Consider the following 20,763-nt stretch of genomic DNA (forward strand, 5'->3'; position numbering starts at 1 on the left):
GCGCAGTACTCGTACTCAAGAAGGAGAACCCGTGCGAAGATTCGCAACACTCGTAGTTGCTGGACTGCTGCTGCTCTTCGGCAGCGTGGCCCCCGCCAATGCGAAGGCCGAGGTCGTCCAGGACTCCAGTCTCTCGAAGGAAGTCATCACCAAGAGCTGCAAGGCGCAGGTCGCCGTGATCGGGGCGCGCGGTTCGGGCGAGGGGCAGAGCGCAGGGACGATTCCCGGCTTCGGGACCCGCGTGAGCCCCGTCGCACAGTCGATTCGCTCCAAGATGGCTAACGGCACGAAGATCCGCTACCTCTCGGCGATCTACCCTGCGGTCGAGGCGTCGAACGCCGTGACCGCGCCGAAGGTCTACCAGAACTCGGTCAACTACGGCGTCTCGAGCGTCAAGTCGATGGTGACGAAGCTCGTCGACAACTGCCCCAAGACGCGCATCGTCCTTGCTGGCTACTCGCAGGGCGCTCAGGTGATGCACGGTGTAGCGCGACAGCTCACGGGCAAGTATCAGAAGGCGATCAGCAGCATCATCCTCATCGCCAACCCCGTCAACAACATGTCGGACCCGCTGATGCTCTCGTTCACGGGCGGCGAGAAGCTTGCCAAACCGCAGACATGGCGCGGCGTCCTCGCGCGAGGAGCCAACCTGCCGAGCGCCTACGGAATCAGGGTTCTCTCGGTCTGCGCACCGAAGGACGTCGTGTGCAACGCAAAGCCCATCGACCTGTTCGCTGGCCCGATCGTGGCGTCCTTCAAGCTGTCCGTGCACGTCAACTCGTACCAGAAGTCGACGTTCTACGACTACCCCGCGAAGTTTGCCAACGCAGCGATCGTGCGGGACGGAGTCAAGTAGCGCGCTGCTGACGCGAAGGCAAGAAAACGAAAGCCCGGCACCCCCCACCACGTGGAGTGCCGGGCTCTCGCGTGCCTGGGTCAGACCCAGCGGGTCACGAGGGTCACGGTGTGCTTCTCCGACCAGTTGTCGGTGTGGTCCCAGGCGAGCAGGTCGTCGGAGCACATCGATCGGCCCGTGACGGCGGCGTCCTCGACGCGCCACAGGGCGTCGCCGTCGACGTCGTAGACCATCTGGCCTGCGTCGGCACCGAGAGTCGACCAGGTGACGCGCGAGCCGCACTGCTGCACGCCGAGAAAGGTCGAGTCCGTGGGCGCGCCGATCGCGACGGCCGAGCCGTCGGCCGCGTCGACGACGTAGAGGACGCCCTGGCGCGTGAACGTCAGCGTGTCGCCGCCTCCGGCGAGGTCCGCGATCGTGCCCTGTGCGCCCGGGTTGGCGGACGCGCCGACCGAGACGATCTCCTGGTAACGGCCGTCGAGCAGCACCGAGACGCCGACCGTGTCGAGCGGGTTCTGCGCGCCGTCCTCCGTCAGTCCGTCGCCCAGCCGCAGCACCGCGACGCCGCCGTCGAACACGACGGGCGTCGTCGCGCCCTTGACCTCGACGCGGACCTTGCCGCCCTCGAGCGGGACCGACAGCACCTGGACGCGGCTCGTGCCGTCCTCCTCGACGTACGCCGAGTTGAAGTAGGCGCGGCCGTCGTGGACGACAGGCTTGGGCGTCGCGATCGCCGGGTGCACGTTGCCCGGCACCCCGAGGTCCTTCGACTCGGCGATGGTGCGCACGCCGCCCTCGGCCCCGGCCGCGCGGATGCGCCAGCGGCCGTTCGCAACGTCGGCCGTGAGCGACTCGACCCACACCGTGACGTCCTCGGCCACGTACGCTCCCACGGGCAGAGCCGTCGCGCGCGAGAGCTCGGAGAGCTTGCCCTCGAAGTAGCCACCGAACGTCGCGTCGCCCGCGAGCGTGCCGTCCTTCGCGAGGAAGCCCTCAGGGAGTCCTACGAGCAGCGTGGTTCCGTCGGGGCGCACGCCCACGGCGGTCGCAGCGAGACCGGCCGCGGTGACGGGCGGGGTCTCGGTGACGACCTTGTACTGGACGCCCTCTGCCGCGACCTTCGCAGTCGCGAGGTCGACGACCTTCGCGACAAGCGGAGCGCCGTCGGGACCGCGCAGCTCGTTGACCGTCGTGCCGACCGACGGGCCCTTCTGGGACGGAGGAGCGGGGGTCGCGTCGGGCGTGCACGCCGCAGTGAGCGCGAGGCCGGCAACGGCAAGGAGGACGGCGCCTCGACGGGCGGGGGTGCTGAACGGGGGAGTCATGAAGGACCTCTCGGGAACGGGCGTCGTCGTCCGACCAGGGGCCCTGGGCCCCGGTGGCAGCGCGAGCCTAGCCACGGGCGCGGGCGGCGGCGCGGCGGGAGCACCCGTCGCGACGAAGTGTGCGGGGTCCACGTACGGGACTGCCCCTACCGGATCGCGGCCGCACCGCGACCGTCCCCACGGCGCGCCGCGCACACTGCGCCGTGACCGCTGCGCCACGACCGCAGGGCGGGACGGGCGTCGACCCGAGGCCGGGGACCGCTACGCTCGCCGCATGACGCGCGTCCTCGTTCTCAACGGTCCCAACCTCGGTCGCCTCGGCGTGCGCGAACCCGAGGTGTACGGTCACGCGACTCTCGCCGACCTGCGGTCGGCGTGCGAGGAATGGGCTGCCGCGCTCGGCCTTGAGGCCGACGTCCGCCAGACCGACGACGAATCCGAAATCGTCGCTTGGCTCCACGAGGCCGTCGACACCCGTACCGACGCCGTCCTCAACCCTGCCGCGTTCACGCACTACTCCTACGCGCTGCGCGACGCCGCCGCCCAGGTGACGGACGTCGGGCTGCGGCTCGTCGAGGTGCACATCTCCAACCCCTACGCACGCGAGGCGTTCCGGCACCTTTCAGTCGTCGGGCCCGTCGCGACGGGAACCATCGCGGGCTTCGGCCTCGACTCCTACCGGCTCGCGCTCTCGGCCCTCGCCGGCGCCTGATCCGGCCGCTGCCCGACGGCTCGACGGCCTCCGCCCGTCCGACTGTCGGAAGGGGTCGAAAGGTGGCATGCCCCGCACAGCGCCGGCCACCAGTGGCGCACGCCACCCCGGCGCCGAGCGACCGCAGGCGCCGCAGGCTCGCTATACTCGACAAGTTGCGGCGGCTGCCGCCCTGCGGCAACCCTCCGGCACGCCCAGCGCCCCGGCGCGCGGGTTCCGGAACCACCGACACTTGACACCCCCAAGAGGAAGTTGAACCGTGGCGACCACGAACGACATCAAGAACGGCACCGTGCTCCGTCTCGACGGCCAGCTGTGGACCGTCATCGAGTTCCAGCACGTCAAGCCTGGCAAGGGCGGTGCGTTCGTCCGCACGAAGATCAAGAACGTCGTCACCGGCAAGACCGTCGACAAGACGTTCAACGCAGGCCTGAAGATCGAGACCGCGAACGTCGACAAGCGGAACTACCAGTACCTCTACAAGGACGGCGACGACTTCATCTTCATGGACACCGACACCTACGACCAGGTGCCGGTCTCGTCCGCCGTCGTCGGCGACGCCGTCGACTACATGCTCGAGAACCAGATGGTCCTCGTCGCCCAGAACGACGGCGTGCCGCTCTACATCGAGCTGCCAGCGTCCGTCGTCCTTGAGATCACGTACACGGAGCCCGGCCTCCAGGGCGACCGCTCGACCGGCGGCACGAAGCCGGCGACGCTCGAGACCGGCGCTGAGATCCAGGTCCCGCTCTTCCTCGAGCAGGGCACCAAGGTCAAGGTTGACACCCGCGACGGCTCCTACCTGGGTCGCGTGACCGACTGACGTGGCAGCCCGCAGCAAGGCCCGCAAGCGGGCCGTCGACGTCCTCTTCGAGGCCGAGCAGCGCGACGTCGCACCGTTGACGATGCTCGCCGACCGCATCGCGTCCCCCGGGACGGAGGCGGCGCTCCCGCAGTACGCGTGCGAGCTCATCGAGGGGTACGACGCTCACGCGGCACGCATCGACGAGGTCCTCGAGACCTATTCGAACGGCTGGACCCTCGACCGCATGCCCGCGGTCGACCGCGCGATCCTGCGGCTCGCGACATGGGAGATCGTCTTCAACGACGACGTCCCGGACGCTGTCGCGATCGACGAGGCCGTCGAGCTCGCCTCGGCGCTGTCGACCGACGAGTCGCCGAGCTTCGTCAACGGTCTGCTCGCGCGCATCATGGAGCTCAAGCCGACGCTGCTCGGCTGAGCGTCTTGCTCGATCAGGGCCCTGCTCCCCGCGCGGGAGCGGGGCCCTGGCTGTTGCTGGCAGGGGCAAGTTGCCTGGTCGCGCACCTACGCGAACGTAACCTACGGCGCCGTAGGTTAGCCTTGAGGCATGGATCTTGCCGACCGTCCCTGGCTCAGCTCGTACGCACCCGGCGTCGCCGCCGACGTCGACGTTCCCGACGAGCCCCTCCACGCCGTCATCGAGCGCAACGCCGCGGCCTTCCCCGACCGGATCGCGCTCGACTTCCTAGGACGACGCACGACCTACCGCCAGCTCGCCACCGAGGTCGCCCGCGCGGCAGGTGTCCTCACCCGCCTCGGCGTCGCCCCCGGCGACCGTGTCGCGATCGCCCTGCCGAACTGCCCGACCCACGTCGTCGCGTTCTACGCGGTCCTGCGCGTCGGCGGCGTCGTCGTCGAGTGCAACCCCACGTACACGCGCGACGAGCTCGCCCACCAGATCGCCGACTCGGGCGCCAAGGTCGCGATCGCGTGGGAGCCCACCGCTGCACGCCTCCTCACCGTCCAGGCCGACGCCGGCGTCAAGTCCGTCGTCGCGGTCGACCTCACGCGCGACCTGCCCGGCGCCAAGCGCCTCGCCCTCAAGCTCCCAGTCGCGACCGCCCGCGCACTGCGCAGCCAGATGCGCGGCGACGTCCCCGACGGCACTTCCCGCTGGGAGGAGCTGCTCCGCGACGCACGTCCCGTGCCCGCGAGCTACCCGTCGCCCGAGGCCGACGACCTCGCACTCCTGCAGTACACCGGCGGCACCACCGGCACGCCCAAGGCCGCCATGCTCACGCACCGCAACCTCGTTGCCAACGCCCTCCAGGGGCAGGAGTGGACGCAGCTCGGCAGGGACGAGGCCGAGGGGCCGCGACGTGGCCTCTCCGACGACGTCGTCTACGGCGTCCTGCCCTTCTTCCACGCTTTCGGCCTCACGCTGTGCCTCTCGTTCGCCCTGCGCATCGGCGCGACCCTCGTCCTCCTGCCGAAGTTCGACGTCGAGCAGTTCCTCGCCGCGCAGAAGCGCGTCCCCGGGACGTTCCTCCCCGCTGTCCCACCGATGCTCGACCGCATCGCCAAGGCCGCACCCGCCGCCGGTGTCGACCTCACGTCGTTCCAGTTCGCCATCTGCGGCGCAATGCCGTTGCCCACAGCCGTCGCGTCCGCCTGGGAGGCCGCAACCGGAGGCCTCGCGATCGAGGGTTACGGCATGACGGAGACGTCGCCCGTCGCGCTCGGCTCGCCGTGCTCCGACGCACGCCAGCCCGGCACCCTCGGGCTGCCCTTCCCGTCGACGCACATCCGCGTCACCGACCAGGAGGATCCGCGCGTCCTCGTCCCCGCGGGCGAGCGTGGCGAGCTGCTCATCTCCGGCCCCCAGGTGTTCCAGGGGTACTGGAACCGTCCCGAGGAGACCACCGACAGCCTTGTCGAGGTCGACGGCCGCACGTGGATCCGCACGGGCGACGTCGTCGTGGTGCAGCCCGACGGGTTCGTCAAGCTCGTGGACCGCATCAAGGAGATGATCATCTCCGGCGGGTTCAAGGTGTACCCGTCGCAGGTCGAGGACCACCTGCGTGCGATGCCCGGCATCGAGGACGTTGCCGTTGTCGGCGTGCCGGGGGGAGACCTCGGCGAGCGCGTCGTCGCCGCGATCGTCCTCGCGACCGACGTCGCCGCCGCGATCGACCTCGAGCAGGTGCGCGCATGGGGCGAGGAGAAGCTTGCGCGCTACGCGCTGCCCAAGCAGCTCGAGATCGTCACTGAGCTGCCCCGCTCGCAGATCGGCAAGGTGCTGCGGCGCGTCGTCCGCGACGACATCATGAAGCGCAAGCCGGAGTAGTAGGTTCTTGCGGCGATGGCGCCCCGACGCTCTCACGCTGCGAACCGGGGCCGCGGCGGGCGGTTCGTTGCTCATCCTCGTCCGAGTGGGACGAGTCTGAGCAACGAACCGTTCGTGTGGCCGGTTCTGTGCACGGCCTCGGTCGAAGTCGTCGAGCCTGAGCAACCAACCGCGCGCAGGACCGGTCCTTTGCGCGGCTTGGATCGATGGCGTCGAACTTGAGCAACGCAGCTCATCGCGACCGGGTCCGCTCGTCGACAGTGGACACCACGTGGCCACCGAACCGCCCGTCCTCCACAAGCCCCATGCGGAAGGCCGACCGACGACTCTTCGCTGTCCTTGTGACAACGCGCGAGCACTACGAGCGTGTGCCGCGGAGCCTGTCGATCGTCGTCGCGACAAGGCTGACGACATGGTCGGGACGGTCGCGGATGTCGGCGGGCGTGATGCTGAGCACCGTCCACCCGGCTGCGACGAGCCGGTTCCTGCGTGCGGAGTCCTTCTGGATGCTCCGCGCGTGGGTCGACTCACCGTCGACCTCGATCGCGAGCCTCACGTCGCCGAAAGCGATGTCGACGACCGCGATGATCCGTCCAGCTGCATCGCGCACCCGCATGTTCGGAGACCAGCCGGTGATGCCGTGACGGCGCAAGAGCTCGTGCGCGTCGTGCTCCGCGGGGCTCCACGCACCTCCGGCCGACTCACGTAGCAGCCGCCGGATCTGGCCGTTGCCGTGCATGCCAGGGTGCGTGACGAGCCGTTCGACGAGATCCGACCGGGTGAGGATGCCGTGCGCGAACGCAAAGACCAGCAGGCGCCGTGCCTGTTCGAACGGCGCGAACGCGAGAGTGTCCACATAGGACCGAGTTCGGTGCGTCACGCGGAACACGCCGTTGTCGCGCCACTCGTCGTCGCCCAGCGGGATGACGCGCGGCTGAAGGCCGTGGAGTGGCCGGCGACCGGAACACATACGGGCGACATCGATCATGTCGGGTCGGTCGAGTGGCGCGCCGTAATGGATCGCCGCGAGCGGACCCATGACGACGCCTCGTGGCCAGGTCAGCCGAGCTCCAGCAAGAAGCATCGGTACCGTCACCTGCGTCCCGGCCCGGCAGTACGCCTCACCGACGACGCGCACCCAGGCGCCGGACGTCGTCATCCGCGACGTCTGGTCGTGCGTGGCACCGGCAGCGCGCGAGTCTACCAGGGTGAAGACGCCGACCTGGCGTGCCGACGCCGGCAGCGGCACTCCGCGATCCGTGAGCATGGCCATGGACGGATGCTTGCACCAGTACGTCGGCGACAGGACACCACACGTTTGAGCTGTGGATCGACGTCGGCATGGCGAGCCCTGTGGTCATGGCGGCAGGACCTTCGTCCCTGCGCCGCGCGCCGCGATCGGGCGAGGGTGGGGGAGGAGGGCACGATGATCGAGATCTACTACGCGTCGAGCGCGTCCGGCATGGTCAAACAGTTCGCGCAGCGGCTGGGCCGCGCCGCCCACGACCTTGGCGACCGGGAGGTCCGGCGATCCGTGCCCGACGGGCCCTGGGTGCTCGTCACGCCGTCGTACAAGACCGGCAACCCTGACAACGACACGATTCCTGAGCCCGTCCGCCGGTTCTTGCGCAACCCTGTGACGCGCCGGCGTCTCGTCGGGGTCATGGGCTCCGGCAACCGCAACTTCGGCGAGCACTACCAGGCGGCCGCGCGCACGATCGCGCGACTCTCAGGGCGTCCGGTGCTCTACGAGTTCGAGCTCCAGGGCACGCAGTGGGACGTCGAGGACGCGCGCGCGATCCTCGACGAGCTCGACGCGGCACTCGACGCAGCACACCGCGGCTGACGACCGCGGGCCGCGACGCGTCCCTGCATCGCGCAGAAGGAGGGGCGCGAGATGGCTCTCTGTGCAGATGCTGCCGCTGGGCCCGAGGATGAGCAGCGAGCCGGGGCGCGGGCGGGTTCTTTGCGCGGATGCCGCTGGCGCGCCCGAGGATGAACAGCGAACTGGGGCGCGGGGCAGTTACTTGCACAGATGCTGCCGCGAGGGCCGAGGATGAGCAAAGAATCGGGCCGCGGGCGGGCTCTTAGCACGGATGCAGCTCGTTCGCCCGAGGATGAGCAAAGAACCGGCGCCGACGACAGCTCGTTGCACAGATGCGGCCGGGCCGGCCCAGCACGGTCGACGCCCGTCGCCACCTCGAGCCTGCCGAGCCGAGACTCTCCGTGCACGCGCAGCACACGTGGCGCACGCCACACCTTCCGCTCCGTGGACGAACCTCCGCGCGGGCACAGCCCGGGCGTAGAGTCGGCCACCGACAGGCTTTCCTTTAACAGACCGTCCAGAGAGGCGGAGAAGGAGGTCGCCACATGGCTGGCGCACCCATGCCCGAAGACGCCGTGACGACAGTCCTCGGCGCCCCCGAGATCGGCCGAGCGCTCACCCGGATCGCGCACGAGATCCTCGAGCGGAACAAGGGCGGCGACGACGTCGTCCTCCTCGGCATCCCGACACGCGGCCTCCCGCTCGCGCACCGTCTCGCCGAGCGCCTCGCGGCGGTCGAGCCCAGCCTCGACGCCGCGCACCTCGTCGGCGAGCTCGACATCACGATGTACCGCGACGACCTCCACCGTCACCCCACGCGTCCGATCGGCACGACGACGCTCCCGGCCGACGGCATCGACGGCAAGGTCGTCGTCCTCGTCGACGACGTGCTCTTCTCCGGCCGCACCATCCGGGCGGCGCTCGACGCGATCAAGGACCTCGGCCGCCCACGCGCCGTGCAGCTCGCGACCCTCGTCGACCGCGGCCACCGCGAGCTGCCGATCCGCCCCGACTTCGTCGGCAAGAACCTCCCGACGTCCCTGAGCGAGCGCGTCGCCGTGCTCGTCGAGGAGATCGACGGGACGGACGCCGTGACGATCACCGCAGGGGAGGCCCGCGCATGAGACACCTCCTCGACGCGCGCGACCTCACCCGCGCGGACGCCGTCCAGGTCCTCGACACGGCCGCCGAGATGGCCGCGACCCAGTCCCGCGAGATCAAGAAGCTTCCGACGCTCCGTGGCCGCACGGTCGTCAACCTCTTCTTCGAGGACTCGACGCGTACCCGCATCTCCTTCGAGACCGCGGCCAAGCGGCTGAGCGCCGACGTCATCAACTTCTCCGCGAAGGGCTCGAGCGTCTCCAAGGGCGAGTCCCTCAAGGACACGGCGCTCACGCTCCAGGCGATGGGCGCGGACGGCATCGTCATCCGTCACCACGCGTCGGGCGCGCCGCACCTGCTCGCGCACGCGGGCTGGGTCGACGCCGCCGTCGTCAACGCGGGCGACGGCACGCACCAGCACCCGACGCAGGCGCTGCTCGACGCGTTCACGATCCGCCGGCACCTCGCCGATCGTGGCGTCGCAGGCTCGGGAGAGGGCTTCGACGCGCGCCGCGGCGTCGGCAAGGACCTCGCGGGCCTCAAGGTCGCGATCGTCGGTGATGTCCTGCACTCGCGTGTCGCGCGCTCGAACGTCCAGCTCCTCACGACCCTCGGCGCCGAGGTCACCCTCGTCGCACCGCCGACGCTCGTGCCCGTCGGCGTCGGGACGTGGCCGTGCACCGTGAGCTACGACCTCGACGCGACCCTCGCGGAGCGCCCCGACGCGGTGATGATGCTCCGGGTCCAGCGCGAGCGCATGAGCGCCGCAGGCGGCGGCTACTTCCCGAGCCCGCTCGAGTACTCACGGCTCTACGGCCTCGACCAGCGGCGCCTCGCGACCCTCGCCGAGCACGCGGTCATCATGCACCCCGGCCCCATGAACCGTGGGCTCGAGATCTCCGCGCAGGCCGCCGACGCGGCACGCTCGGTCGTCGTCGAGCAGGTCTCCAACGGCGTCGCGGTCCGCATGGCCGTCCTCTACCTCACGCTCGCGGGCTCCGGCACCGCGGCCCCCGTCCCCACGTCGAAGGAGCTCGCATGACCGCCCAGAACCGACCCGTCCTCCTCACGGCGGCGCGCATCCTCGGTGGCGAGCCCCAGGACGTCCTCCTCGCGGACGGCGTCATCGCCAAGGTGGCGCCAGCCGGGTCGCTCGAGGTGCCCGAGGGTGCGCTCGTCATCGACGCGACCGACAAGGTCCTCCTGCCCGGGCTCGTCGACCTCCACACGCACCTGCGCGAGCCGGGCCGCGAGGACGCGGAGACGGTCCTCACCGGCACCCGCGCTGCTGCCCTCGGCGGCTTCACGGCCGTGCACGCCATGGCAAACACGACGCCCGTCGCGGACACCGCGGGCGTCGTCGAGCAGGTGTGGCGCCTCGGCAACGACGCAGGCTGGGTCGACGTCTTCCCGGTCGGCGCCGTCTCCGTCGGCCTCGCGGGGGAGCAGCTCGCCGAGCTCGGCGCCATGGCGTCCTCGGCCGCCCGCGTCCGCGTCTTCTCCGACGACGGCAAGTGCGTCCACGACCCCGTGCTCATGCGCCGCGCCCTCGAGTACGTCAAAGCGTTCGACGGCGTCATCGCACAGCACTCTCAGGAGCCGCGGCTCACCGACGGCTCGCAGATGCACGAGGGCGTCGTCTCCGCCGAGATCGGCCTGCGCGGCTGGCCTGCGGTCGCCGAGGAGGCGATCATCGCGCGCGACGTCCTGCTCGCCGAGCACGTCGGTTCACGCCTCCACGTCTGCCACCTCTCGACGGCTGGCTCGGTCGAGATCGTCCGCTGGGCGAAGTCCCGCGGCCTGCCCGTCACTGCCGAGGTCACGCCGCACCACCTCGTCCTCACCGACGAGCTCGCGCGCGGCTACGACCCAGTCTTCAAGGTCAACCCGCCGCTGCGCACCGCCGAGGACGTCGAGGCGGTCCGCGCGGGCCTCGCGGACGGCACGATCGACATCGTCGCGACCGACCACGCCCCGCACCCGGTCGAGGACAAGGACTGCGAGTGGGACGCCGCGGCGTTCGGCATGACCGGCCTCGAGACGGCCCTTGCGGTCGTCCAGGAAACGATGGTCGAGACGGGCCGTCTCACCTGGGAGGACGTCGCGCGGGTCCTCTCGACCAACCCCGCGCGCATCGGCCGCGTCGACGACCGGCACGGCCGGCCCGTCGCCGAGGGCGAGCCCGCGAACCTCACGCTCGTCGACCCGACGGTGCGCCGCACGGTCGACCCCGCGCTCCAGGGCACGATGAGCCGCAACTCGCCGTTCGCGGGCCGTGAGCTGCCGGGCCAGGTCGTCGCGACGTTCCTCCGCGGCCGCCCCACGGTCCTCGACGGCGAGGCGCTCGCCCCCGCCGGCGAACCCGCCCCGCAGGGGACGATCGCCTGATGGGCGTCCCGCACGAGGTGACGATCACGGTCCTCGCCGTGCTCGCCGTCGCGACGCTCGTCGGCATGGCCGTCGGCTGGCGCCGACGCTCCGCACGCACGGCGCTCGAGATCGGCGCGCTGCCCGTCGCACCCGCCGAGCGCGGTACGCCCCTCACCGACGCGATCGCCGCGAGCTACGTCGCGACGACGTTCCACGAGCAGTGGCTCGAACGTGTCGCCGCCCACGGTCTCGGCGTCCGCGGTCGCGCGACGGTGACGGTCCACGAGCACGCGCTCGTCGTCGAGCGCGTCGGCGCGCCGGACCTCGTCCTTCCCGCGAACACCCTGCGCCGCGTCGCCCGGTCCTCGGGCATGGTCGGCAAGTTCGTCGCCGACGCGTCGATCGTCGTCATCACCTGGGCCTCGAGCGGCCCGGACGGGCACGAGGTCCTCCTCGACACGGGGCTGCGCCCCGACCACTCCACCGAGCGCGACGTCCTCGACGAGGCCGTCCGCTCGATCCTCAGCACAGCCCCCGCACCGAAGGAGCAGCAGTGAACCAGCCCCTCGACCTCGTGCCTCTCGACGACGATGCCGCCGTGCTCGTCCTCGAGGACGGCCGCGCCTTCGCAGGGCGTGCCTTCGGCGCGGTCGGCACGACGCTCGGCGAGATCGTCTTCAACACCGGCATGTCCGGCTACCAGGAGACGCTCACCGACCCGTCGTACCACCGCCAGATCGTCGTCATGACAGCGCCGCACATCGGCAACACCGGCGTCAACAGCGAGGACCCCGAGTCCGTGCGCATCTGGGTCGCGGGCTTCGTCGTGCGCGACGCGGCGCGTCGCGCCTCGAACTGGCGCTCGGAGGGCGACCTCTCGGACGACCTCGCGGCCCAGGGCGTCGTCGGCATCTCCGACATCGACACGCGGGCGCTCACGCGGCACCTGCGCGAGCGCGGCGTCATGCGCGGCGGCATCTTCTCGGGCGCGTCGCTGCGCGTCGACGGCCACCCGCGCCGCATCGGCTCGCTCGTCGAGGAGATCCTCGCAAGCCCGCAGATGGCGGGTTCCGACCTCGCGACCGAGGTGTCGACGGACACGGCTTACACGATCGAGCCCGCGGGACGCTTTGAGGGCCAGGATCCCGTCGCGACGGTCGTCGCCCTCGACCTCGGTATCAAGTCGATGACGCCCGCGCGCCTCGCCGAGCGTGGCGTCCGCGTGCACATCGTGCCCGCCACGACGACGTTCGACGAGCTCATGGCGTACTCACCGGACGGCGTGTTCTTCTCGAACGGCCCAGGCGACCCGTCGACGGCCACCGGCCCGATCGCGCTCCTGCGCGAGGTGCTCGACGCGAAGGTGCCGTACTTCGGCATCTGCTTCGGCAACCAGCTGCTCGGCCGTGCGCTCGGCTTCGGCACGTACAAGCTCGGCTACGGCCACCGCGGCATCAACCAGCCGGTCATGGACCTCGCGACCCGCAAGGTCGAGATCACGAGCCACAACCACGGCTTCGCTGTCGACGCGCCCATCGGCGAGACGTCGACGGCCCCGCACGCGGACGGCCGCTACGGCCGTGTCGTCGTGAGCCACGTGGGTCTCAACGACAACGTCGTCGAGGGCCTCGAGTGCCTCGACATCCCGGCGTTCTCGGTGCAGTACCACCCGGAGGCCGCGGCCGGCCCGCACGACGCCTCCTACCTCTTCGACCGCTTCATCGACCTCATGACCTCGGGTGCGAAGTCCGCCGCCGGCCTCTCGGCCGCGACGTCCGCCACGCCCGCCGCCAGCAAGGAGAACTGACCCGTGCCTCGTCGCAACGACATCCAGAGCGTCCTGGTCATCGGGTCGGGCCCGATCGTCATCGGCCAGGCCTGCGAGTTCGACTACTCCGGCACCCAGGCGTGCCGCGTGCTCAAGGAGGAGGGCCTGCGCGTCATCCTCCTCAACTCCAACCCCGCCACGATCATGACGGACCCCGGCTTCGCCGACGCCACGTACGTCGAGCCGATCACGACCGAGGTCCTCACGTCGATCATTGCCAAGGAGCGGCCCGACGCCGTCCTCGCGACGCTCGGCGGCCAGACAGCCCTCAACGCGGCCATCGCTCTCGACGAGGCCGGTGTCCTCGAGGAGTACGGCGTCGAGCTCATCGGCGCAAACATCCCCGCGATCCAGAAGGGCGAGGACCGCGAGCAGTTCAAGGAGGTCGTCGAGGTGTGCGGGGGCGAGTCCGCACGCTCGCACATCGTCCACACGATCGAGGAGGCACTCACGGCTGCCGAGGACCTCGGTTACCCGCTCGTCGTCCGGCCGTCGTTCACGATGGGGGGCCTCGGCTCGGGCATCGCGTACGACGAGGCCGACCTGCGTCGCATCGCCGGTCAGGGCCTCCACTACTCGCCGACGACCGAGGTGCTCCTCGAGGAGTCCATCCTCGGCTGGAAGGAGTACGAGCTCGAGCTCATGCGCGACAAGGCGGACAACGTCGTCGTCATCTGCTCGATCGAGAACGTCGACCCGGTCGGTGTCCACACGGGCGACTCGGTGACCGTCGCGCCCTCGCTCACGCTCACGGACCGCGAGTACCAGAACCTCCGTGACATCGGCATCGCGATCATCCGCGAGGTCGGCGTCGACACGGGCGGCTGCAACATCCAGTTCGCGATCCACCCGGAGACGGGCCGCGTCGTCGTCATCGAGATGAACCCGCGCGTGTCGCGCTCCTCGGCGCTCGCGTCGAAGGCGACGGGCTACCCGATCGCCAAGATCGCGGCGAAGGTCGCGATCGGCTACACGCTCGACGAGATCACCAACGACATCACGGGCACGACACCCGCGTCGTTCGAGCCGACGCTCGACTACGTCGTCGTCAAGGTCCCGCGCTTCGCGTTCGAGAAGTTCCCGGCGGCCGACGACACGCTCACGACGACCATGAAGTCGGTCGGTGAGGCCATGGCCCTCGGCCGCAACTTCACCGAGGCGCTCGGCAAGGCGCTGCGCTCGATCGACAAGTCCGGCACGACGTTCCACTGGGACGGCGAGGCCCCGTCGGGTGCTGAGCTCGACGAGCTGCTCGAGACCATCAAGCGCCCGACCGAGCAGCGTCTCGTCCAGGTCCAGCAGGCGCTGCGCGCCGGTGCGGGCATCGAGGCCGTCTACGAGGCGACGAAGATCGACCGGTGGTTCCTCGACCAGATCGAGCTCGTCAACGAGGTCGCCGAGCAGGTCGCGCAGGCGCCCGCCCTCACGCGTGACGTCCTCACGCTCGCCAAGCGTCATGGCCTCTCGGACGTCCAGGTCGCCGCGCTGCGCGGTATCCGCGGCCCCGCAGGGGAGTCGACGGTCCGCGAGGTGCGCCGGGCGCTCGGCGTGCGGCCCGTCTTCAAGACAGTCGACACGTGCGCGGCGGAGTTCGCCGCGACGACCCCGTACCACTACTCGACGTACGACGAGGAGACCGAGGTCGCACCGCGCGAGCGCGAGGCCGTCATCATCCTCGGCTCGGGCCCCAACCGCATCGGTCAGGGCATCGAGTTCGACTACTCGTGCGTGCACGCGACGCTCGCGCTCGCCGAGAAGTACGAGACGATCATGGTGAACTGCAACCCGGAGACCGTCTCGACGGACTACGACACCTCCGACCGCCTCTATTTCGAGCCCCTCACCTTCGAGGACGTCCTCGAGGTCTACGAGGCCGAGCTCGCCGCGGGTCCGGTCAAGGGCATCGTCGTCACCCTCGGTGGCCAGACGCCGCTGAGCCTCGCGCAGCGCCTCGCGGACGCGGGCCTGCCGATCCTCGGCACGCAGCCCGAGGCGATCGACGCGGCCGAGGACCGCGCGGTCTTCGGGCGGGTCCTCGAGGAGGCCGGGCTACCGGCCCCCGCGTTCGGCACGGCGACGACGCTCCCGCAGGCGCGCCAGATCGCCGCCGACATCGGCTACCCGGTGCTCGTGCGTCCCTCGTACGTCCTCGGTGGTCGTGGCATGGAGATCGTCTACTCGGAGGAGCAGCTCACGGGCTACGTCGAGCGTGCGCTCGGTGCCGCCGCCCAGCAGGGTGGCCGGGTCGCGCCGATCCTCATCGACCGCTTCCTTGACGACGCGCTCGAGATCGACGTCGACGCGCTCTACGACGGCACCGAGCTCTACCTCGGCGGCATCATGGAGCACATCGAGGAGGCGGGCATCCACTCGGGCGACTCGGCGTGCGTCCTGCCGCCCGTCTCGCTCAGCCAGGCCGAGCTCGACCGCATCCGTCGCTCGACCGAGGCGATCGCCCGCGGCGTCGGCGTGCGCGGCCTGCTCAACGTCCAGTACGCGCTCGTGAGCGACGTGCTCTACGTCCTCGAGGCCAACCCGCGTGCATCGCGCACGGTGCCGTTCGTCTCGAAGGCCACGGGCGTGTCGCTCGCGAAGGCGGCCGCCCAGGTCATGGCGGGGGAGTCGATCGCTGATCTGCGTGCGAGCGGCATCCTGCCCGCCGCGGGCGACGCCGCGGTCATCGAGCTCTCGCAGCCGATCGCCGTCAAGGAGGCTGTCCTGCCGTTCAAGCGCTTCCGCACGGCGGACGGCGTCGCGGTCGACACGGTGCTCGGCCCGGAGATGCGCTCGACGGGCGAGGTCATGGGCCTCTCCCAGCGCTTCCCGACGGCGTTCGCGAAGTCCCAGGCCGCAGCGTTCGGCGGCCTGCCGACGTCTGGCACGGTCTTCGTCTCGGTCGCGGACCGCGACAAGCGGGACATCGTCTTCCCGGTGAAGCGACTCGTCGAGCTCGGGTTCGAGATCCTCTCGACGTCCGGCACGGCGACGGTCCTCGAGCGCAACGGCATCGCGACGCGCATCGTCCGCAAGCAGTCCGACGGCCGCGGGCCGGCGGGGGAGCCGACGATCGTCGACCTCATCTCCGCGGGCGAGATCGACCTCGTCGTCAACACGCCCTCGGGCCAGGGCGCGCGCGCCGACGGCTACGAGATCCGCGCAGCGTCGACGGCCGCGGACCGTGCGATCGTCACGACGACGCAGCAGCTCGCGGCAGCGGTCCAGGCCATCGAGGCGATCCTCGCCGGGCCGTTCGAGGTCACCTCGCTCCAGGAGCACATGGCGGCCCTTGCGGCGTCCGACCTGCCGACCCCGGCGGTCGTCGCGTGAGCGTCGTGCCCTTCGGCGCACGCCTTGCGGCAGCCATGGACGCGCACGGTCCGCTGTGCGTCGGCATCGACCCCCACGCCTCGCTCCTCGAGGCGTGGGGGCTGCCCGACAGCCCCGCAGGTCTGCGTGAGTTCTCCTCGCGCGTCCTCGAGGCCGTCGGCGGGCGCGTCGCCGCGGTGAAGCCGCAGGCGGCGTTCTTCGAGCGCCACGGGTCCGGGGGGCTCGCGGTGCTCGAGGAGGTCGTCGCAGCGGCCCGCGAGACGGGCACGCTGTCGATCGTCGACGCGAAGCGCGGCGACATCGGCTCGACCATGGGCGCGTACGCCGAGGCGTTCCTCCGCGACGGCTCGCCGCTCGCGGGCGACGCGCTCACCGTGTCACCGTTCCTCGGTTTCGGCTCGCTCGCGCCAGCGGTCGAGCTCGCGACGGCGACGGGCCGCGGCCTCTTCGTCCTGTGCCTCACGTCGAACCCGGAGGGTGCGTCCGTGCAGCACGCACGGCGTGGCGCGGGGGCGGGCACGACGACGGTCGCGGCGTCGATCGCCGCGTCGGCCGGCGAGCTCAACGCGGGGGCCGAGCCGTTCGGGTCGGTCGGCCTCGTCGTCGGCGCGACCATCGGCGCGGCCGCCCAGGGCACCGGCACGGACCTCGTCGGCGTCAACGGTCCGCTGCTCGCCCCGGGCGTCGGCGCGCAGGGTGCTGGGCCCGACGAGCTGCGCGCCGTCTTCGGCGACGCCCGCCGGACGGTCCTCGCGTCCTCGTCGCGCGGGGTTCTTCGCGCAGGTCCGGACCTCGGCGCGCTCCGGGCTGCCGCGCTCAAGGCTGCGGGGGAGGCTGCCCGCGCTCTGCGCGGCTGAACCACCCCGTTCTCACCCTTCTCCGGGAGGGGCGCCAGCCCGCCGCTGGAGCCCCTCCCGGGCCCTCTCGCAGGCGCCATCACCTCCGGCTCTGCTTGCCGACCAGCGAAGATGTGCCTAGGTTCACAACTACCAGCCCACCGCGAGGAAGGTGATGAACGTGGCACTCCCACCGTTGACCCCGGAGCAGCGGGCCGCTGCTCTCGAGAAGGCAGCAGAGGCACGACGCGTGCGCGCCGAGATCAAGAACAGGTTGAAGTACTCTCAGGGTTCACTCTCCTCCGTCATCGAGGCGGGCAGGACGGATGACGTCATCGGCAAGATGAAGGTCACCGCGCTGCTCGAGTCGCTGCCGGGGGTCGGCAAGGTCAAGGCGCAGGCGATCATGGACGAGGTCGGGATCGCACAGTCGCGCCGTGTCCGTGGCCTCGGCCCGCACCAGGCACAGGCCCTCATCGAGAGGTTCGGCTGACATCTCCGCTCCCACAACGCCCCGCGACCGCGATCCTGCACGTCTCACGGTCCTCGCAGGGCCTACTGCGGTCGGCAAGGGCACAGTCTCCGCCGACCTCCGTGCGCGTTATCCCGAGGTGTGGCTGTCCGTGTCGGCGACGACACGGGCGCCACGCCCGGGGGAGGTCGACGGGGTGCACTACCTGTTCCTCACGACCGAGGAGTTCGAGCGGCGACTTGCCGCGGGCGAGTTCCTCGAGACCGCTGTCGTCCACGGCCAGAACCGCTATGGAACGTTGCGCGGTCCGGTCGACGAGCGTCTTGCGGCGGGGGAGCCCGTCCTTCTCGAGATCGACCTCCAGGGTGCACGTCAGGTGCGGGAGTCCATGCCGGACGCGCGCTTCGTGTTCCTCGCGCCGCCGAGCTGGGACGAGCTCGAGCGGCGGCTCGTGGGACGCGGGACCGAGGGACCTGAGGAGCGCGAGCGTCGGCTCGCGACGGCACGCGTCGAGATGGCCGCGGAGGCAGAGTTCGACCACGTCATCGTCAACGATGTCGTCACGCGAGCGACCGACGAGCTCGTGAGCGTCATCGGCCTTGCACCGCGCCCAGCGAACCCGGTCGCGGAAGGTGCGCCGCTGCGCTGATAGGATGACCCTTCGGCTCGTGCGCTCCGCGCCGGGCCTCCACCACCGATCACACGTTGCGGAGATCATCTTGTCCGGAACCGTTGCCCAGCCCATGGGCATCACCGACCCGCCCATCGACGACCTGCTCGAGCACGCCAGCTCGAAGTACGCGCTCGTCGTCTACTCCGCGAAGCGGGCCCGCCAGATCAACGCGTACTACTCGCAGCTTTCCGAGGGTCTCCTCGAGCACGTCGGACCCCTGGTCGAGACGCGCGTCCAGGAGAAGCCCCTCTCGATCGCGATGCGCGAGATCAACCAGAGCCTCCTCGAGCTCACCGAGAACGAGGACGCCGGGGCCTGACGCCCCAGCTCGACCACTTCCACGGAGGACGTGCGGTGCGGATCATCCTCGGCGTCGGGGGCGGCATCGCCGCCTACAAGAGCGCGCTCCTGCTGCGCCTCCTCACGGAGGCGGGCCACTCGGTGCGGGTGATCCCCACCGCGGCGAGCCTCGAGTTCGTCGGGCGCGCGACGTGGGAGGCCCTCTCGGGCGAGAAGGCCACGCACGAGATCTTCGACGACGTCGACGAGGTCGCCCACGTCCGGCTCGGACGTGAGGCCGACCTCGTCGTCGTCTCTCCGGCGACCGCCGACCTCCTCGCCCGGGCGGCCTCCGGCCGCGCGGACGACCTCCTCACGACGACGCTCCTCACCGCGACGTGCCCCGTGCTGCTCGCCCCGGCGATGCACACCGAGATGTGGCACCACCCCGCGACCCGAGCGAACGTCGCCCTGCTCCGCGAACGCGGCGTCACCGTCCTCGACCCGGCCGTCGGCCGGCTCACGGGCGCCGACTCGGGCCCAGGCCGCCTGCCCGAGCCCGACGTCATCGCAGCGGCGGCGCTCGCCCTCGTCCGCCCGCAGGACCTTGCCGGCCTCGAGGTCGTCGTGAGCGCGGGCGGCACGATCGAACCGATCGACCCCGTGCGGTTCCTCGGCAACAGCTCGACCGGTCGCCAGGGCATCGAGCTCGCCCGTGCCGCCCACGAGCGCGGCGCGCGCGTCCGTCTCGTCGCCGCGTCGATCGACGTCGACGTTCCCGCGGGCATCGAGGTGACCCGGGTCAGCAGCGCCCGTGACATGCACGCGGCGATGGACACGGCCGCGCGCACCGCCGACGTCGTCGTCATGGCCGCCGCCGTCGCCGACTTCCGGCCCAAGAACGTCGTGCGCGACAAGATCAAGAAGACCGACGGCGGCGAACCGCCCGTGGTGCGGCTCGTCGAGAACCCCGACATCCTCGCGGACCTCGCGCACCAGCGTCGCCGCCCCGGGCAGACCATCGTCGGCTTCGCCGCCGAGACGGGCGACGCCGAGGGCACCGTGCTCGACCACGCGCGCGCCAAGGCGCGGCGCAAGGGCGCCGACCTCCTCGTCGCGAACGACGTCTCCGGAGGGCGCACGTTCGGCTCGTCCGACAACTCCGTGACGATCCTCGACCGCGACGGCAGCACCGTGGCGTCGGCCGACGGCTCGAAGGCCGCGGTCGCCCACGCAGTCTGGGACGCGGTGCTCCGCGCGCGTGCTTGAGCCTGCCGCGATGGCACACGTCCACCCGCTCCTCGTCGTCGCCCCGAGCACCGAGGTCCTCGACGTCCTCGGTCACCTTCCCCTGAGCGTCGACGAGGAGGCCCGGGCAGCACGCATGGTCCGGGCCGAGGACGCCGTCGACTTCCGCGCTGCCCATCTCCTCGCCCGACGGGCTCTCGCGCTCGCCACGGGCACCGAGGACGGCGAGCTCGTCCCCGCGCAGTCGTGCGCGGGCTGCGGCGGGCCGCACGGACGCCCGCACGTCGCCGGGCACCCGGACGTCCACGTCGCCTGGGCGCACACCCGCGGGGCCGTCGCCGTCGTCGTCGCGGGCGTGCCGTGCGGGGTCGACGTCGAACGCACGGGCGGACGGCCCGTCCCGCCGCGCGTCGTCGACCGCACGCTCACGGCCGACGAGGCCGCGCTCGTGCGATCCTCGTCACGTCCGCAGCTCGCGTTCCTCGAGGCGTGGGGCATCAAGGAGTCGCTCGTCAAGGCCGGGCAGGGCGATCTCGCGACGCAGCACCGCCGGACCGTCGTCGGACCCGACGGCCTCCGGTCACCCGGGGAGTCCGACCGCACGACCGCGCGGATCCGGGTGAGGACGAGCCCTGTGCGGGCGCTCGACGCGCTCGTGCGCGTCGACCACGACCCGGGCGTCACCACGGTCGCGCTCCTCGTCGGGAGCGACGTCGAGCCGCAGCGTGTCGACCTGACCACAGGCGTCTCCGCGACGTCTCACGTCACGACCTTCGAGCGGCCGCCCCGTCCCTGACGTCT

20 protein-coding genes are annotated in these 20,763 nt (G+C 71.1%); 18 read left to right on the forward strand and 2 right to left on the reverse strand.

Annotated elements, in window-relative coordinates; translation table 11 throughout:
* Positions 1-85 precede the first annotated feature (85 nt).
* On the forward strand, positions 86-856 hold the full coding sequence (locus IGS67_RS12955) for a cutinase family protein (RefSeq protein WP_192281885.1): 771 nt from the start codon (positions 86-88) through the stop codon (positions 854-856).
* 80 nt (positions 857-936) lie between these two features.
* Here IGS67_RS12955 and IGS67_RS12960 read toward each other — a convergent pair whose 3' ends face one another.
* The gene (locus tag IGS67_RS12960) at positions 937-2,181 is read right to left on the reverse strand and encodes a hypothetical protein (RefSeq protein WP_192281888.1); all 1,245 of its coding nucleotides are present in this window, start codon (positions 2,179-2,181) and stop codon (positions 937-939) included.
* A gap of 274 nt (positions 2,182-2,455) precedes the next feature.
* On the opposite strand from IGS67_RS12960, the gene IGS67_RS12965 reads away from it, so the two are divergent.
* The 4 genes from IGS67_RS12965 to IGS67_RS12980 all read left to right on the forward strand — a co-directional run bounded on the left by IGS67_RS12965 (position 2,456) and on the right by IGS67_RS12980 (position 6,003).
* Positions 2,456-2,893: a type II 3-dehydroquinate dehydratase gene (locus IGS67_RS12965; RefSeq protein WP_192281891.1), complete on the forward strand. Its 438-nt coding sequence runs from the start codon at positions 2,456-2,458 to the stop codon at positions 2,891-2,893.
* A 259-nt stretch (positions 2,894-3,152) separates the two neighbouring features.
* Positions 3,153-3,716: an elongation factor P gene (gene efp / locus IGS67_RS12970; RefSeq protein WP_192281894.1), complete on the forward strand. Its 564-nt coding sequence runs from the start codon at positions 3,153-3,155 to the stop codon at positions 3,714-3,716.
* Between the two features lies 1 nt (position 3,717).
* On the forward strand, positions 3,718-4,134 hold the full coding sequence (gene nusB, locus IGS67_RS12975; protein WP_192281897.1) for a transcription antitermination factor NusB: 417 nt from the start codon (positions 3,718-3,720) through the stop codon (positions 4,132-4,134).
* 129 nt (positions 4,135-4,263) lie between these two features.
* Positions 4,264-6,003, forward strand: a complete 1,740-nt coding sequence (locus IGS67_RS12980) for an AMP-binding protein (RefSeq protein WP_192281900.1) — start codon at positions 4,264-4,266, stop codon at positions 6,001-6,003.
* A 358-nt stretch (positions 6,004-6,361) separates the two neighbouring features.
* Here IGS67_RS12980 and IGS67_RS12985 read toward each other — a convergent pair whose 3' ends face one another.
* Positions 6,362-7,276 (reverse strand): endonuclease domain-containing protein, encoded by a 915-nt coding sequence (locus tag IGS67_RS12985; RefSeq protein WP_192281903.1) that lies wholly within the window; start codon positions 7,274-7,276, stop codon positions 6,362-6,364.
* Between the two features lie 153 nt (positions 7,277-7,429).
* Here IGS67_RS12985 and nrdI point away from each other — a divergent pair, with 153 nt between their 5' ends.
* The 13 genes from nrdI to IGS67_RS13050 all read left to right on the forward strand — a co-directional run bounded on the left by nrdI (position 7,430) and on the right by IGS67_RS13050 (position 20,758).
* Positions 7,430-7,849 (forward strand): class Ib ribonucleoside-diphosphate reductase assembly flavoprotein NrdI, encoded by a 420-nt coding sequence (gene nrdI, locus IGS67_RS12990; protein ID WP_192281907.1) that lies wholly within the window; start codon positions 7,430-7,432, stop codon positions 7,847-7,849.
* Between the two features lie 524 nt (positions 7,850-8,373).
* Positions 8,374-8,952 (forward strand): bifunctional pyr operon transcriptional regulator/uracil phosphoribosyltransferase PyrR, encoded by a 579-nt coding sequence (pyrR, locus tag IGS67_RS12995; protein ID WP_328742738.1) that lies wholly within the window; start codon positions 8,374-8,376, stop codon positions 8,950-8,952.
* Entirely contained in the window at positions 8,949-9,971 is a 1,023-nt protein-coding gene (locus IGS67_RS13000; protein ID WP_192281914.1) for an aspartate carbamoyltransferase catalytic subunit, read from the forward strand. The genes pyrR and IGS67_RS13000 overlap by 4 nt, the downstream gene beginning before the upstream one ends.
* The gene (locus IGS67_RS13005) at positions 9,968-11,317 is read left to right on the forward strand and encodes a dihydroorotase (protein ID WP_192281919.1); all 1,350 of its coding nucleotides are present in this window, start codon (positions 9,968-9,970) and stop codon (positions 11,315-11,317) included. The genes IGS67_RS13000 and IGS67_RS13005 overlap by 4 nt, the downstream gene beginning before the upstream one ends.
* Complete coding sequence (locus tag IGS67_RS14070; RefSeq protein WP_192281922.1) at positions 11,317-11,856, forward strand: PH-like domain-containing protein; 540 nt, start codon at positions 11,317-11,319, stop codon at positions 11,854-11,856. Before IGS67_RS13005 ends, IGS67_RS14070 begins: the two co-directional genes overlap by 1 nt.
* Positions 11,853-13,106, forward strand: a complete 1,254-nt coding sequence (gene carA / locus IGS67_RS13015) for a glutamine-hydrolyzing carbamoyl-phosphate synthase small subunit (RefSeq protein WP_328742742.1) — start codon at positions 11,853-11,855, stop codon at positions 13,104-13,106. The genes IGS67_RS14070 and carA overlap by 4 nt, the downstream gene beginning before the upstream one ends.
* Before the next feature lie 3 nt (positions 13,107-13,109).
* Positions 13,110-16,454: a carbamoyl-phosphate synthase large subunit gene (gene carB, locus IGS67_RS13020; RefSeq protein ID WP_192281925.1), complete on the forward strand. Its 3,345-nt coding sequence runs from the start codon at positions 13,110-13,112 to the stop codon at positions 16,452-16,454.
* Positions 16,451-17,311, forward strand: coding sequence for an orotidine-5'-phosphate decarboxylase (gene pyrF / locus IGS67_RS13025; RefSeq protein WP_328742745.1), 861 nt, complete (start codon positions 16,451-16,453; stop codon positions 17,309-17,311). Before carB ends, pyrF begins: the two co-directional genes overlap by 4 nt.
* 160 nt (positions 17,312-17,471) lie before the next feature.
* On the forward strand, positions 17,472-17,783 hold the full coding sequence (gene mihF, locus IGS67_RS13030; RefSeq protein ID WP_102510488.1) for an integration host factor, actinobacterial type: 312 nt from the start codon (positions 17,472-17,474) through the stop codon (positions 17,781-17,783).
* Position 17,784: 1 nt separating this feature from the next.
* A complete protein-coding gene (gene gmk / locus IGS67_RS13035; RefSeq protein WP_192282053.1) occupies positions 17,785-18,411 on the forward strand; it encodes a guanylate kinase in 627 nt (208 codons plus the stop codon).
* A 70-nt stretch (positions 18,412-18,481) separates the two neighbouring features.
* Positions 18,482-18,754: a DNA-directed RNA polymerase subunit omega gene (gene rpoZ / locus IGS67_RS13040; protein WP_192282056.1), complete on the forward strand. Its 273-nt coding sequence runs from the start codon at positions 18,482-18,484 to the stop codon at positions 18,752-18,754.
* Positions 18,755-18,789: 35 nt separating this feature from the next.
* The gene (gene coaBC, locus IGS67_RS13045; protein WP_192281928.1) at positions 18,790-19,983 is read left to right on the forward strand and encodes a bifunctional phosphopantothenoylcysteine decarboxylase/phosphopantothenate--cysteine ligase CoaBC; all 1,194 of its coding nucleotides are present in this window, start codon (positions 18,790-18,792) and stop codon (positions 19,981-19,983) included.
* Positions 19,984-19,993: 10 nt separating this feature from the next.
* Complete coding sequence (locus IGS67_RS13050) at positions 19,994-20,758, forward strand: 4'-phosphopantetheinyl transferase family protein (protein WP_192281932.1); 765 nt, start codon at positions 19,994-19,996, stop codon at positions 20,756-20,758.
* The last annotated feature ends 5 nt before the right edge of the window (positions 20,759-20,763 follow it).

The sequence above is a fragment of the Flavimobilis rhizosphaerae genome, assembly GCF_014852685.1.
Lineage (GTDB): Bacteria > Actinomycetota > Actinomycetes > Actinomycetales > Cellulomonadaceae > Flavimobilis > Flavimobilis rhizosphaerae.